General features: G+C 73.6%; 12 protein-coding genes and 1 riboswitch. Of the genes, 7 read left to right on the top strand and 5 right to left on the bottom strand.

Going from position 1 to position 12,734, the window contains the following annotated elements:
• The first annotated feature begins 4 nt into the window (after positions 1-4).
• Complete coding sequence (locus LY12_RS01385) at positions 5-850, top strand: CbtA family protein (protein WP_253852768.1); 846 nt, start codon at positions 5-7, stop codon at positions 848-850.
• On the opposite strand, the gene LY12_RS01380 is transcribed toward LY12_RS01385, so the two are convergent.
• Positions 844-1,788, bottom strand: coding sequence for a cobalamin biosynthesis protein (locus LY12_RS01380; RefSeq protein ID WP_253852767.1), 945 nt, complete (start codon positions 1,786-1,788; stop codon positions 844-846). The genes LY12_RS01385 and LY12_RS01380 overlap by 7 nt on opposite strands.
• A 36-nt stretch (positions 1,789-1,824) precedes the next feature.
• Between LY12_RS01380 and LY12_RS01375 the strand changes: the two genes are divergently transcribed.
• From LY12_RS01375 to LY12_RS01360, 4 genes are all read left to right on the top strand, one after another.
• A complete protein-coding gene (locus LY12_RS01375) occupies positions 1,825-2,472 on the top strand; it encodes a bifunctional adenosylcobinamide kinase/adenosylcobinamide-phosphate guanylyltransferase (protein ID WP_253852765.1) in 648 nt (215 codons plus the stop codon).
• A gap of 9 nt (positions 2,473-2,481) precedes the next feature.
• Positions 2,482-3,501, top strand: a complete 1,020-nt coding sequence (gene cobT, locus LY12_RS01370) for a nicotinate-nucleotide--dimethylbenzimidazole phosphoribosyltransferase (RefSeq protein WP_253852762.1) — start codon at positions 2,482-2,484, stop codon at positions 3,499-3,501.
• Between the two features lie 79 nt (positions 3,502-3,580).
• A complete protein-coding gene (locus LY12_RS01365) occupies positions 3,581-4,321 on the top strand; it encodes an adenosylcobinamide-GDP ribazoletransferase (RefSeq protein ID WP_253854789.1) in 741 nt (246 codons plus the stop codon).
• A gap of 157 nt (positions 4,322-4,478) precedes the next feature.
• Entirely contained in the window at positions 4,479-5,333 is an 855-nt protein-coding gene (locus tag LY12_RS01360; RefSeq protein ID WP_253852760.1) for a thioesterase family protein, read from the top strand.
• 140 nt (positions 5,334-5,473) lie between these two features.
• On the opposite strand, the gene cobC is transcribed toward LY12_RS01360, so the two are convergent.
• From cobC to LY12_RS01340, 4 genes are read right to left on the bottom strand one after another with little or no spacing between them, the layout of a single operon-like run.
• A complete protein-coding gene (gene cobC, locus LY12_RS01355) occupies positions 5,474-6,523 on the bottom strand; it encodes an Rv2231c family histidinol phosphate aminotransferase CobC (protein ID WP_253852758.1) in 1,050 nt (349 codons plus the stop codon).
• Entirely contained in the window at positions 6,520-7,860 is a 1,341-nt protein-coding gene (locus LY12_RS01350; protein WP_253852755.1) for a cobyrinic acid a,c-diamide synthase CobB, read from the bottom strand. Before LY12_RS01350 ends, cobC begins: the two co-directional genes overlap by 4 nt.
• Positions 7,854-8,456, bottom strand: coding sequence for a cob(I)yrinic acid a,c-diamide adenosyltransferase (gene cobO / locus LY12_RS01345; RefSeq protein WP_253852754.1), 603 nt, complete (start codon positions 8,454-8,456; stop codon positions 7,854-7,856). Before cobO ends, LY12_RS01350 begins: the two co-directional genes overlap by 7 nt.
• Complete coding sequence (locus LY12_RS01340; protein ID WP_253852753.1) at positions 8,456-10,531, bottom strand: putative cobaltochelatase; 2,076 nt, start codon at positions 10,529-10,531, stop codon at positions 8,456-8,458. The genes cobO and LY12_RS01340 overlap by 1 nt, the downstream gene beginning before the upstream one ends.
• 65 nt (positions 10,532-10,596) lie before the next feature.
• Positions 10,597-10,685, bottom strand: a riboswitch (adenosylcobalamin (AdoCbl) riboswitch).
• A 70-nt stretch (positions 10,686-10,755) separates the two neighbouring features.
• Between LY12_RS01340 and cbiE the strand changes: the two genes are divergently transcribed.
• The gene (cbiE, locus tag LY12_RS01335; protein ID WP_253852750.1) at positions 10,756-11,946 is read left to right on the top strand and encodes a precorrin-6y C5,15-methyltransferase (decarboxylating) subunit CbiE; all 1,191 of its coding nucleotides are present in this window, start codon (positions 10,756-10,758) and stop codon (positions 11,944-11,946) included.
• Positions 11,943-12,728, top strand: a complete 786-nt coding sequence (gene cobM / locus LY12_RS01330; RefSeq protein ID WP_253852749.1) for a precorrin-4 C(11)-methyltransferase — start codon at positions 11,943-11,945, stop codon at positions 12,726-12,728. Before cbiE ends, cobM begins: the two co-directional genes overlap by 4 nt.
• Positions 12,729-12,734: the final 6 nt, after the last annotated feature.

The following is a 12,734-nucleotide window of genomic DNA, read 5'->3' as shown; positions in this document are numbered from 1 at the left end:
ACACATGATGAAGACGTTGCTGGTCCGCGGCATGCTCGCGGGCCTCGCCGCCGGGCTGCTGGCCGCCGTGTTCGCCTTCTTCGTGGGCGAACCATCGGTCGAGAACGCCATCGCGCTCGAGGAATCGCACAGCCACGCCGCACCCCACGACCACGGCTCCGGCTCCGGCTCAGGTGGGGCCGAACCGCACGGCCACAGCGGGGAATCCGGTGCCGCGCCGGAAGCAGGCCATGGCCACGGTGACGACGCGCTCGTCGGCCGCGGCGTGCAGCTCACGCTCGGCCTGCTGACCGGGACGACCGGGTACGCCGTCGCCATGGGCGGACTGCTCGCGATCGCGTTCGCCGTGGCACAGGGCCGCGTCACCACGTTGCGGCCACGGATGTCGGTGACGCTGTTGGCCGCAGGCGGATTCGCGGTCGCGGTGCTGGTGCCGTTCCTGAAGTACCCGGCGAATCCACCGGCGGTGGGCCAGGCCGGCACGATCGAGGATCGCACCGCGCTCTACTTCGGATTCCTGGCACTGTCGGTGGTCACCGCGATGGTGGCGGTCGCCGCGGGCCGGGCCGTCGCCGACCGCATCGGTGCCGCCGGCGGCGGCCTGCTCGGTGTGGGCACGTACGTCACGGTGATGGCCGTGGCCGGGGCACTGCTGCCCGCGGTCGACGAGGTACCCGGCGACTTCCCCGGATCGCTGCTGTGGGACTTCCGGCTCGCCTCGCTCGGCACGCAGGTGGTGCTGTGGTGCGTCCTCGGACTGGTGTTCGCGGTGCTGACCGAGAAGGCACTGGCAGGGAAGACACGGGGGCGTGGCAGCCGTGACGGCCTCGCGGTGACGGTGGGTCAGTGACGCCGAGCCGCGGCGACACCGGCGGTGACGCCCAGCGACACCAGTCCGACGAGCCGCGACAGGCGCACGGATCGTCCCAGGTCGGAAGCGCTCGGCGACGGCCCGTCACCGAGCGTGCCGCGGTTCTCGGCACGCCCGCCGTAGACGTTGGTGCCACCCAGCCGCACCCCGAGCGCGCCCGCGAACGCGGCCTCGACGGGGCCGGCGTTCGGGCTCGGATGCCGGTGGGCGTCGCGGCGCCACGCCCGCACCGCTCCGCCGGGCCGTCCGCCGACGCCGGGTGCGGCGAGGGCGGCGGCGAGTGCCGAGAGCCGCGACGGCACGAGGTTGGCGACGTCGTCGGCCCGGGCAGCCGCCCAGCCGAAACGCTCGTACCGGGTGCTGCGGTGCCCGACCATCGCGTCGAGCGTGTTCAGTGCGCGGTAGCCGAGCAGCCCCGGCAGGCCGGCGATCCCGCCCCACACGAGCGGCGCGACGACCGCGTCCGAGGTGTTCTCGGCGATCGACTCGGTCGCGGCGCGGGCCAGGCCCGTCCCGTCGAGCTCGGTGGCGTCGCGTCCGCACAGGTGCCCGAGCCGGGCACGGGCCGCGGACAGGTCCCCGGACTGCAGGTGCCCTGCCATGACGTCGCCTTCGCGGGCCAGTCCGGTGCCGCCGAGCACGGCCCATGTCGCGGCGGTCGTGACGGCGAACCTGGCCAGCGGGCTGCGCCGGGTGGCGGCCGCCGCGCACGCGCCTGCCGCGGCCGCTCCCCCGGTGCACACCGCTGCGTAGGCGGCACCGCGCAGGCGGGAGTCGGCCCACATGCGGCGTTCGAGAGCGGCCGCCGCGGTGCCGAACAGCGCGACGGGATGTCCCCGGCGGGGATCTCCTGCGAGGACGTCGGCCGCGTACCCGGCGACGATGCCTGCGGCGGTGACAGCTTGAACACGGACCACAGCGCTCACCCTATCGAGTGGTCCAGAATGCCCTGCATGACGAACGATGCGAAGAGGCGCCTCGCCGAGTTCGCGGCGAACCGCCTCGAAGCCGCGGCCTCGGCGCTCCGCGGCCACCGGCAACCGGTGGCCCGGGCCGACGACGCCGTCGGCGGAGGCAGGACGCTCGTGCTCGGCGGTGTCCGTTCGGGCAAGTCGCGCTACGCCGAAGGGCTCGCGAACCGGCATCCCGCGGTGACCTACATCGCCGCCGGGATGCCGCCGAGCGACGACGACCCCGAGTGGAGCGCCCGCGTGGCCGCGCACCGCGAACGCAGGCCGTCACACTGGGCCACGGTGGAGACGGGCGACGTCACGGCCGCATTGCGCCAGGCCGAGTCCCCGGTGCTCATCGACTGCCTCGGCACGTGGCTGACGCGCGTGCTCGACGAGTCCGGGGCGTGGGAACAACGCGAGGGCTGGCAGCAACGCGTGGACGAACGGCTCGGTGCGTTCGCCGACGCGTGGCGGCAGGCCACCGTGCCCGCGATCGCGGTGAGCAACGAGGTCGGCAGCGGTGTCGTGCCCGCGTCGGCGTCGGGGCGCATCTTCCGTGACGTGCTGGGGGCCCTGAACACCGCCGTGGCCACGCATTCCGACGCGGTCCGGCTGATCGTCGCCGGCCGTGTGCTGACGCTGGAATAGGAGAACGCCGTGCAGATCCCCCCACTCGACGACCATGCCCGCGACGAGGCGCTGCAGCAGCTCGACGGCCTGGTCAAACCGGTCGGCGCGCTCGGCAGGCTCGAACACCTGGCCGCGTGGCTGTGCGCCGCCCACAGCCAGGTGCCGCCGCGCCCGCTGGACGACGTGCGCGTCGTGGTGTTCGCGGGCGACCACGGGGTGTCGGCTTCCGGATCGGTGTCGGCGTACCCACGGCATCTGACGGCGGCGATGGTGCGCGTGTTCCTGGCCGGCGAGTCCGGCGTGAACGTCCTCGCCCGCGAGGTGGGCGCGCACGTGCGCGTGCTGGACCTGGCGGTGGACGATCCGCTCGACGACGTGCCCGAACCGGTGCGGCGGCACAAGGTGCGCCGGGGCTCGGGGTCGATCGACGTGGCCGACGCGCTCGAACCCGGTCAGGCGCGGCAGGCGTTCGATGCGGGCACCACGGCCGCCGACACCGAGATCGACGACGGGGCGGACCTGCTCATCCCGGGTGACATGGGCATCGGCAACACGACCATCGCCGCGGCACTCGTGGCGTCGGTACTGGGCCTGCCGGCCGACGACGTGGTCGGCACCGGCACCGGCGTCGACGACGACGGCCGTGCCCGCAAGGTGGCGGTCCTCGACCAGGCTCTCGCGCGCGCGGCCGCCGACGACCCGTTCGCCGCGCTGACCTCGCTGGGCAGTGCGTGTGCGGCGGCGACCGTCGGGTTCCTCGTGCGGGCGGCCGAGCGGAAGGTGCCGGTCGTGCTGGACGGCGTATTCCCGTGCGCAGCCGCGGTCGTGGCGCGGGAGGTCGCGCCCGGTGCCGAGCGGTGGTGGGTCGCCGGGCACCGGTCCACCGAACCTGCGCAAGCGTTTGCGCTCAAGGCGCTCGGCCTGGAACCGATCCTCGACCTGGGCCTGCGACTCGGCGAGGGCAGCGGCGCCGTGCAGGCCGTTCCGGTACTCCGCAACGCCCGCGCCGTGCTCGCCGGCATGGGACGGCTGGCCGACCTTGGCTGAGCACGAGCAGGTGGGCGGCACCGCTCCCGGTTCCGGCGACGATCCGTCACCCGGGCACGCCGCCGGTGACGGCCTGCGCATGGCCTTCGGCACGCTGACGGCGTTGCCGGTGCCCGCACCCCGCACGGTCGACCGCCGCATCGCGGGCGTCGCCATGACGGCGGCACCGCTCGCGGGACTGGCGCTCGCCGTGGGGGCCGGCGTCGTCGTCTGGCTGGGCGGGCTGCTCGGCCTGCCCGCGTTCGCCGTGGCGGCACTGGCGCTCGCGACGACGGCACTGGCGACCCGCGGACTGCACCTCGACGGCCTGGCCGACACCGCGGACGGCCTCGGCGCGTCCTACGACCGCGACCGCGCGCTCGACATCATGCGCCGCGGCGACGCAGGACCGACCGGGGTCGCCACGCTGGTGCTGGTCCTGCTGGCCCAGACCGGCGCGCTGGCGAGCGTGGTGGCCACGGGTGCCGGCGTGACGGGCCTCGTCGTGGCCGTGGTCGCGAGCCGCGTGGTGCTGCCGCTGTGCTGCACCCGGTTCGTCCCGTCGGCGCGGCCGGAGGGTCTGGGTGCCGCCGTGGCCGGAGCGGTTCCGGTGCCGGTCGCCGCGGCGATCGCACTGTCGGTCGCGGCGCTGTCGGTGCTGGCCGGATTCGACCCGGCCGTCGCGTGGTGGCAAGGCCCGGTCGCCGTGCTGACCGGCTGGTGCGCGGCTGGCGTGCTGCTGGCGCGATGCGTGCGCAGGCTCGGCGGCGTCACCGGCGACGTCCTCGGCGCCTGCGTCGAGACCGCCCTCGCCGCAACGCTGGTGATCCTCAGCATCTGACCCGGGACGACACCCGCGTGTCCTGCACTCGACCACGCGCCGCCACCCGGTCCTCCCCACCTGGACGCGGCTCCGACCGCGTCAGCCGTTACCTCGGAGGTCATCGACATGCGTCGTCACCGGCACCGATCATGGTGCCGGGAAGAGAGGTGCAGCGATGACCACGACCGCATCGTCCGAGTTCGACACCGACACCGCCGTCACCGCATCCGGGGACGGCCACTACGCCACGACCGTCTCGGACCGCTGGGCGATACGCGATGGCGTGGCCAACGGCGGATATCTGCTGGCGTTGTGCGTCCGGGCGCTGGGCGAGCAGCTGGCGATGCCCGACCCGCTGGTGGTGTCGGCACACTTCCTGCGGCCCGGCACGCCCGGCCCTGCCGAGATCGCGACCGAGGTCGTGAAACAGGGCCGCCGAACCGCGACCGGCTCTGCCCGGCTGTCCCAACAGGACGGTGCGGTGGTGCTCGCACAGGCGACCTACGCAGACCTCGACGGGGTGTCCGCTCCGGCTGCGGGCAACGGCCCGGTCGCCCCGCACGACTCCGTCGCTCCACACGAATCGGTCGCGTTCAACAACGCCGCGCCCGCGCTGGCCGACCCGGAGACCTGCACGGATCCGCTGACGCTGAGCGAGCAGCCCGGCGCCACCGTCGCCGCGCGCGTCGACTACCGGCTCGATCGGGTCCCCGGTTTCTGGTACGGCACGCCGTCCGGGGAGCCGGTCTCCGAGTTCTGGCTGCGGTTCGCCGACGGGCACGACGCCGACACGACCGCACTCGCCATGCTCGTCGACGCGGCGGCACCGGTCGTGCTGGACCTGGGTGTCGGCGGGTCCTCGACGATCGAGCTGACCGTCCACCTGCGCGCCAGACCGGCACCGGGGTGGCTCGCCTGCCGCGCGTTCACCAGGCACCTGTCCGGCGGCTACCACGAAGAAGACTTCGAGATCTGGGACTCGGCCGGCGTGCTGGTCGCCCAGTCCCGGCAGCTCGCACTCGTGCGGTGACTGCGCCGCCCGGACGCGGCACACCACGGCGCACACACGCGGCAGCGCGGCGTCGGGATGCGGCGGCCGGGCGACGGGTGTGGGTGCAGGAAACGCGGGTGTGGATGCAGAACACGCGGGGCTGGGTGCAGGACATGCGGTTACAGGAGGGCCGCCAAGGCGTCGAGGAAACCGTCCATGTCGGAGCGCACGGCGATGCGCAACCAGTCCGGCCCGAGGCCGGGGAAGGTGTCCGCGCGCCGCACGGCGTAGCCCACCTCGCGCAACGCCAGGCGGATCTTCTCCCCACGCGGCACGCGCACCAGCACGAACGGTGCCCGCGGCGTGCCCGCCACCTCGACGCCGAAGTCCCGCAGCCGCGTGACGAGCCGCTCACGGTCGGAATCGGCCTCGCGGGCCAGCGTCTCGGCCTCGGCGACGGCACCAGGTCTGCTGCACGCCGCCATCGCCACCGCCGCGGGAGTCGACACCGACCACGGCGGCTGCAGCCCGCGCAACCGTTCGACGACCGCAGGCTCGGCCAGCACGTACCCGGCGCGCAGCCCGGCGATGCCCCACGTCTTTGTCAGACTGCGCACCACGGCGACGCCCGGGATCCGTTCCGGAGCAAGGGTTTCCGGTTCACCCGGCACCGCGTCGAGGAACGCCTCGTCGACGACCACCAACCTGCCCGGCCGCACCAGCGCGCGAATCGACGCCGCCGGATGCAGCACCGATGTGGGGTTCGTCGGGTTGCCCACGAACACGAGGTCGGCATCGGCGGGAACCAGCTCGGCGTCGAGCGCGAACCCGCCGGATTCGGGCAACTCGACCCGCGTCACGTCGTGGCCCGCCGCGAGCAACGCGGCCTCCGGCTCGGTGAACTGCGGATGCACCACGACCGGTCTGCATCCGGGCCACGCCCGCGCCAGCAGTGTGAACGCCTCGGCGCCGCCCGCGGTCGGCAGCACGTCGTCGGCCTCGCGGCCGTGCCGCGCCGCGATCGCGTCCCCGGCGCCGGCAACGTCGGGATAGGCCGCCACTGTGGACAGACTGTCGCGCAGCTCGGTCAGCAACCACTCCGGCGGTTGCGGCACCCGGACGTTCACCGCGAGGTCGACGAGGCCGTCGCCGACCTCGCGGTCGCCGTGATGCCACAGGTCGACGTCGCGGACGTGGTTCTCGCCGTCGGCGCGGTCGCCTCCGGTCATGGCCCCGCTCTCCGGTGCACCGCGGCCGCGAACGCCCGCGCCAGCTCGGGATGCCCCGCCCAGTGGACGTGCAGGTAGGACGCGTGCAACGTCGGCGTCGCGAATCCTTCCGGTTCACCGTCCCAGCGCCACGCCGCCGTCTCCCCGGCTCTCGGTTCGACGACAGTGCGATGGAACTCGTGCCCGCGCGCCGTGTCCCCGCGTGCGGCGAGGACGTTGTCACCGGCGGCGGTCGCCGTGCGGTAGCCGAGTGCGCCGCGCCGGGTCATCCGGGCCGTCGCGTCGAGCGCACCGACCATCGGCAACCCGTCCAGCTCGCGGCACAGGTACAGCAGACCGGCGCATTCGGCCACCGCGGGCATACCGTCGGCGACGGCGTCGCCGATCGCGGTGCGTAACGGTTCGTTGGCCGACAGTTCCTCGAGGTGTGCCTCGGGGAATCCGCCGCCGAAGTACATGCCGGCACACTCCGGCGGCAACGCCTCGTCCCGGAGCGGATCGAAGTCCACGACGTCGACGCCGTGGGCGGCGAGCAGTTCCACGGTCTCGGTGTACCGGAAGGTGAAGGCAGCTCCGGCCGCGGCGGCCACCACGGCTCGCGGCCCACTGTGGACCGGACCCGGCGACCACGGGTCGGCGGTCAGCGGCCGCGCCCCCCACGCGACCCGCACCACGGCGTCGAGGTCGACCCCGCCGGCGATCCACTCGGCCAGTTTGGGCAGCAGTTCCCGAGCATCGGTCTCCCGTTCGTCCGCGGGGACGAGGCCGAGGTGCCTGCTCGGCGCGTGGATGTCGTCGCTGCGCCGGAGCGCACCCAGCACGGGAATGCCCGTCGGTGCGAGTGCCCCGCGGATCTCGTCCTCGTGCCGCTGCGAACCGAGCTTGTTGAGGATCACGCCGGCCAGCTCGATGTCCGGGTCGTACCGCGCGAACCCCAGCACCAGCGCGGCCACACTGCGGCTCGCCGCACTCGCGTCGACCACCAGCACGACCGGCGCGTCGACGAGCCGCGCGACGTGCGCCGTCGAGGCGTAGCCGTCGGTGCCGAGCGCACCGTCGAACAAGCCCATCACGCCTTCGATCACCGCGACGTCGGCGCCGCTCGACCCGTGCTGCAACAACGGGACGACGCGGTGTTCACCCTGCAGGAACGGGTCGAGGTTGCGCGCGGACCTCCCGGTGGCCATGGCGTGATAACTCGGGTCGATGAAGTCAGGGCCGACCTTGTGCCCGGACACCGCGGTGCCGCGGGCACGGAGCGCCGCCATCAACCCGGTGGCGACGGTCGTCTTGCCGTGCCCCGAACCGGGCGCGGCGATGACGACGCGGGCTACCACTCGATGCCCCGCTGGCCCTTTTGCCCAGCATCCATCGGGTGCGTGACCTTCGACATCTCGGCGACCAGGTCCGCCGCATCGACGAGCGGCTGCGGCGCGTTGCGCCCGGTGATCACCACGTGTTGCCTGCCGGGCCGGCTGCGCAGCGTCTCCACCACGTCGTCGACGTCGACCCAGCCCCAGTGCAGCGGGTAGGTGAACTCGTCGAGCACGTAGAAGTCGTGCGTCTCCTCACCGAGCCTGCGCTTGATCTCCGCCCAGCCCTCGCGGGCGTTCTCGGCGTGGTCGTCGTCGGTGCCCTTCTTGCGGGACCAGCTCCAGCCCTCGCCCATCTTGTGCCACTCGACGGGCCCGCCCTGACCGGTCTCGCCGAGCGTGCGCAGTGCGTTCTCCTCGCCCACGCGCCACTTGGCCGACTTGACGAACTGGAACACGCCGATGTTCCAACCCTGGTTCCACGCCCGCAACGCCATGCCGAACGCGGCGGTGGACTTGCCCTTCATGGGTCCCGTGTGGACGGCCACGATCGGGCGGTTCCGCCGCTGCCGCGTGGTCAGTCCGTCGTCCGGCACCACGGCCGGCTTCCCCTGCGGCATCAGGCCGCCCTCCGTTTCACCTCGTCGGTCAGCTTCTCCGCGGCCACGTCCCCGACGGCCACGTGCTCGGCGCCGAGCCTGCCCGCGAGGGTCTTCGCCAGGCCGAGCCGCATGCGGCCGGTCTCACAGTCCATGACCACGGCCGACACTCCGGTGCGTGCCAGGCCGTCCGCGGCGGTGTGTGCCCGCTCCAGTGCCTCCGGCCCGCTGGTCGCCCGCCCGTCGGTCACCACGACCAGCAGCGGCCTGCGATCGCCGTCCCGCAGCGCCTCGACCCGCAGCACCTCGGCGGCACGCGTCAACCCTTCGGCCAGCGGGGTCCGCCCACCGGTCGGCAGCTCCTCCAGCCGCGTCGCCGCAACGTCGACGCTGCTCGTCGGCGGCAACGCCACCGCGGCTTCCGACGCCCGGAACGTGACGAGCCCGACCTTGTCCCGGCGCTGATACGCGTCCAGCAGCAGCGACAGGACCGCGGTCTTCACCTCTCGGATGCGGGTTTTCGATCCCATGGACCCGGACGCGTCGACACACAGCAGGACGAGGTTGCCCTCCTTGCCCTCCCGCCGGGCGAAACGCAGGTCACGGGGCAGCACGACGGGTCCGGCACCGTCGGCGCGCGGACCCCGGTGCGGCCGGTGCCGGGCCGCGGCACGCAACGTGGCGACCAGGTGCGGCGATCCGCTCCGCTCGCCGTCGGGACGGACGCCGACGATCCGGCCGCGCTCCCCTTCGGAACGGGAACGCCTGCCGTCGGCACCGGCACCGGTGCCGTCCACGGTGAACAGCTTCGCCCGGTACGGAGTGTCCGTGCCCGCCCGCTGCTCCGCAGGCGGCGCGGCGCCGTCCTCGCTCCCCGCGTCCGCGTCGCCGTGTTGCGGGTTCCGGGGCTCGTGTTGCGGGTTCTCGTCGGGCATTCCCCCGCCGGGGCCGCCGTCGGGCCCGCCACCGGGACCGTCGTCATCCGGCCCACCGCCGTCGGGATCCTCCGGGCCGTCTCCGCCGTCGGGGCCGCTGTCCGGGCCGTCGCCGTCACCGTCGCGATCGGAGCCGTCGGAGTCGTCCTCGGGCGGTTGGGCGTCCTGCAACGCCTGCTCCAACTGCTCGGAGTCGATACCGGGCGCGTCGAACGGGTTGCGCCTGCGCCGATGCGGAAGCGCCAGCCGCGCCGCGACCCGAATGTCCTCTGTAGACACTTCGGTGCGGCCGCACCAGGCGGCGTGCGCGGCGGCGGTGCGGGCCGTGACGATATCGGCCCGCATGCCGTCGACCTCGAACGCGGCGCACACCTCCGCGATCTGCAGGAGTGCACCGTCGGTCAACTCCACCGACGGCAACAGTTTGCGTGCGGCGGCGATCTCGGCGGCCAGGGAGGCGTCGTCGTCGGCATAGCCCGCAGCGAAGGCGTCCGGATCGGATTCGTAGGCGAGCCGCCGTCGCACGACCTCGACCCGCTCGGCGGCGTCGCGGCTCGACGAGACCTCGACGGTCAGCCCGAACCTGTCCAACAGCTGCGGCCGCAGTTCGCCTTCCTCGGGGTTCATCGTTCCGATGAGCACGAACCGGGCGGCGTGCGACACGGACGCGCCCTCCCGTTCCACGGTCACCCGGCCCATCGCCGCCGCGTCGAGCAGCGTGTCGACCAGGTGGTCGTGGAGCAGGTTGACCTCGTCCACGTAGAGCATCCCGCGGTGCGCGCCGGCGAGCAGGCCCGGCTGGAAGTCCGTGACACCGTCCCGCAGCGCGCGTTCCAGGTCGAGCGACCCGACGACCCGCTCCTCCGCGGCGCCGACGGGCAGTTCCACCAGCCGTGCGGGTCGCTGGGACGAGGCGGCCGTCCGGTGTGGACCGTCCGGGCACGAAGGGTCGGGCGCCGCCGGGTCGCACGAGAACCGGCAGTCGTCCACGACGTCCACATCGGGCAGCAGCCCCGCGAGGGCGCGCACCATGGTGGATTTCGCGGTGCCCTTCTCCCCGCGCACCAGCACGCCGCCGATCGACGGTGAGATGGTGCACAACAGGAGCGCCAGGCGCAGTTCGCCCATTCCGACGACTGCCGTGAACGGGTACGGCCGCATGCAGACTCCCTTGCTCGACGGCGGGTTTCCACGCCCACCGGGTTTCGCACCACGCAAGCATTCCCGCGACCACCGAAGCTCTGACTTCCCGGCCTTCCGGCCGGTCACAGTGGCGGGACCGTCCCGGATTCGCACCGGGTTCCACGGCGGCCGCTTCCCGGGCATCATCGCACACGTTCCACCGCCCGCGGGTGTTCGTCGCAACACAACTACCGTGACCAGACGTGACAATCACCGTGGTGGGTATCGGCGCGGACGGCTGGCAGGCACTGCCACCGGCCTCCCGCGCGGAGCTCGAGACGTGCGACGTGCTGCTCGGCGGTCCCCGGCAGCTGGACCTGGTCCCCGACGGCCCCTACGAGAAGCGGCCGTGGCCCAGTCCGCTGCTGCCCGCGCTCGACGACGTGATCGGCGAGCTGGCCGACCGCCGCGTCGGCGTGCTCGCCAGCGGGGATCCGTTGCTGTCGGGCATCGGTGGCACGTTGATCCGCAGGCTCGGCGCCGACGCCGTGCGGATCGTTCCCGCGGTGTCGTCGGTCACCCTCGCCCGCGCGCGGCTGGGCTGGACGGCCGAGGAGACCGACGTCGTCAGTGCCGTCGGCCGCGACGCCCACAGGGTGCTGCGCACGCTGGCCCCCGGCAGGCGGGTGCTCGTGCTCAGCTCCGGCGCCGACACCCCGGGACGCGTCGCGGCCCTGCTGGCCGACCACGGCTTCGGCGACAGCGCCCTGACCGTGCTGGAGAACCTCGGTTCGGCCGAGGAACGCCGCCTCGAGGGCACCGCCCGCGACTGGCCGCACCCACCCGGTGCGCCGCTCAACGTCGTCGCCATCACCTGCTCCGGCTCGGCACACACGCTGCTGGCGGGCCTGCCCGACGAGGCGTTCGACCACGACGGCCAGCTCACCAAACGCGACCTGCGGGCCAGTGCCCTCGCCCGGCTCGCGCCGATGCCCGGCGAACTGCTGTGGGACGTCGGCGCCGGGGCGGGCAGCGTCGCCGTCGAATGGTGCCGCGCGCACCCTGACAACCGGGCAGTCGCCGTCGAATCCCGCCCCGAACGGGCCGAGCGCATCGCCCGCAACGCGGCGAAGCTGGGTGTCCCGGACGTCGAGGTCGTCACCGGCCGCGCACCGGACGCGCTCGCCGGTCTGGACACGCCCGACGCGGTGTTCGTCGGCGGTGGGGTCGCGGGCGCCGGAGTGCTCACCGCCTGCTGGGACGCCCTGCGCCCCGGCGGCAGGCTCGTGGCCCACGGTGTGACGCTCGAGGCCGAGCAGGCACTGGCAGCCCGGTACGCCGACCGCGGCGGCGAACTGACCAGGATCTCCGTCGAACGCGCCGCACCGCTGGGCGGCCTGACCGGGTGGAGCCCCGCCCGCGCTGTAACGCAATGGAGTGTGAGGAAGCCGTGACCGTCCATTTCATCGGTGCCGGACCCGGCGCCGCCGACCTGATCACCGTCCGCGGGCAGCAACTGCTCGCGAGCTGCGGCGTCTGCCTCTACCCGGGCAGCCTCACGCCGACCGACCTGCTCGCCCACTGCCCGGAGGGCGCCACGCTGGTCGACACCGCCGACCTGACGCTCGACGACATCATCGCCGAGCTGGTCGCCGCGCAGGAGGCTGGCCACGACGTCGCGCGGCTGTGTTCCGGGGACCCCGCCGTCTACAGCGCGGTCGCCGAGCAGATGCGCCGCCTCGACGCGGCAGGCGTGCCCTACGACGTCACCCCGGGCGTACCCGCCTTCTCCGCGGCCGCAGCCGTGCTGGGCCGCGAGCTGACGGTGCCGACGGTCGGGCAGAGTCTCGTCCTCACCCGCGCGCAGGCGCGGTCCACGTCGATGCCCGAGGGTGAGCAGCTGGCGACGCTGGGCGCGTCCGGCGCCACGCTGGCCCTGCACCTGGCGGTCAACCGGGTCGAGCAGGTGGTCGACGAACTGCTGCCGCACTACGGGCCGGACTGCCCCGCCGCGGTGGTCGCCAAGGCGACCCAGCCCGGGGAAACGGTGCTGCGCGGAACGCTCGGTGACATCGCGGGCCAGGTCCGCGAGGCCAGACTGAACCGCGCGGCGATGATCTTCGTCGGCAAGGTCCTCGCCGCCGAGAACTTCCCCGACAGCTTCCTCTACTCGGCGGGAAGGGAACGGCACGCACCCGGTGACCCCTACTGCGAGAACGGGGGCCAGCCCCACTGACAGGGC

The organism is Prauserella alba, from assembly GCF_024171735.1.
GTDB lineage: Bacteria > Actinomycetota > Actinomycetes > Mycobacteriales > Pseudonocardiaceae > Prauserella > Prauserella alba.
Note: the sequence above shows the minus strand (reverse complement) of the source record. Positions and strands in the feature narration are given on the sequence as shown.

Bases quoted from the DNA above. Each gene is read 5' to 3' on its own strand.
- LY12_RS01385 (WP_253852768.1), top strand. From the start codon at position 5: ATGATGAAGACGTTGCTGGTCCGCGGCATGCTCGCGGGCCTCGCCGCC.
- LY12_RS01375 (WP_253852765.1), top strand. From the start codon at position 1,825: ATGACGAACGATGCGAAGAGGCGCCTCGCCGAGTTCGCGGCGAACCGC.
- LY12_RS01365 (WP_253854789.1), top strand. From the start codon at position 3,581: ATGGCCTTCGGCACGCTGACGGCGTTGCCGGTGCCCGCACCCCGCACG.
- LY12_RS01360 (WP_253852760.1), top strand. From the start codon at position 4,479: ATGACCACGACCGCATCGTCCGAGTTCGACACCGACACCGCCGTCACC.
- cobC (WP_253852758.1), bottom strand. From the start codon at position 6,523: ATGACCGGAGGCGACCGCGCCGACGGCGAGAACCACGTCCGCGACGTC.
- cobO (WP_253852754.1), bottom strand. From the start codon at position 8,456: ATGCCGCAGGGGAAGCCGGCCGTGGTGCCGGACGACGGACTGACCACG.
- LY12_RS01340 (WP_253852753.1), bottom strand. From the start codon at position 10,531: ATGCGGCCGTACCCGTTCACGGCAGTCGTCGGAATGGGCGAACTGCGC.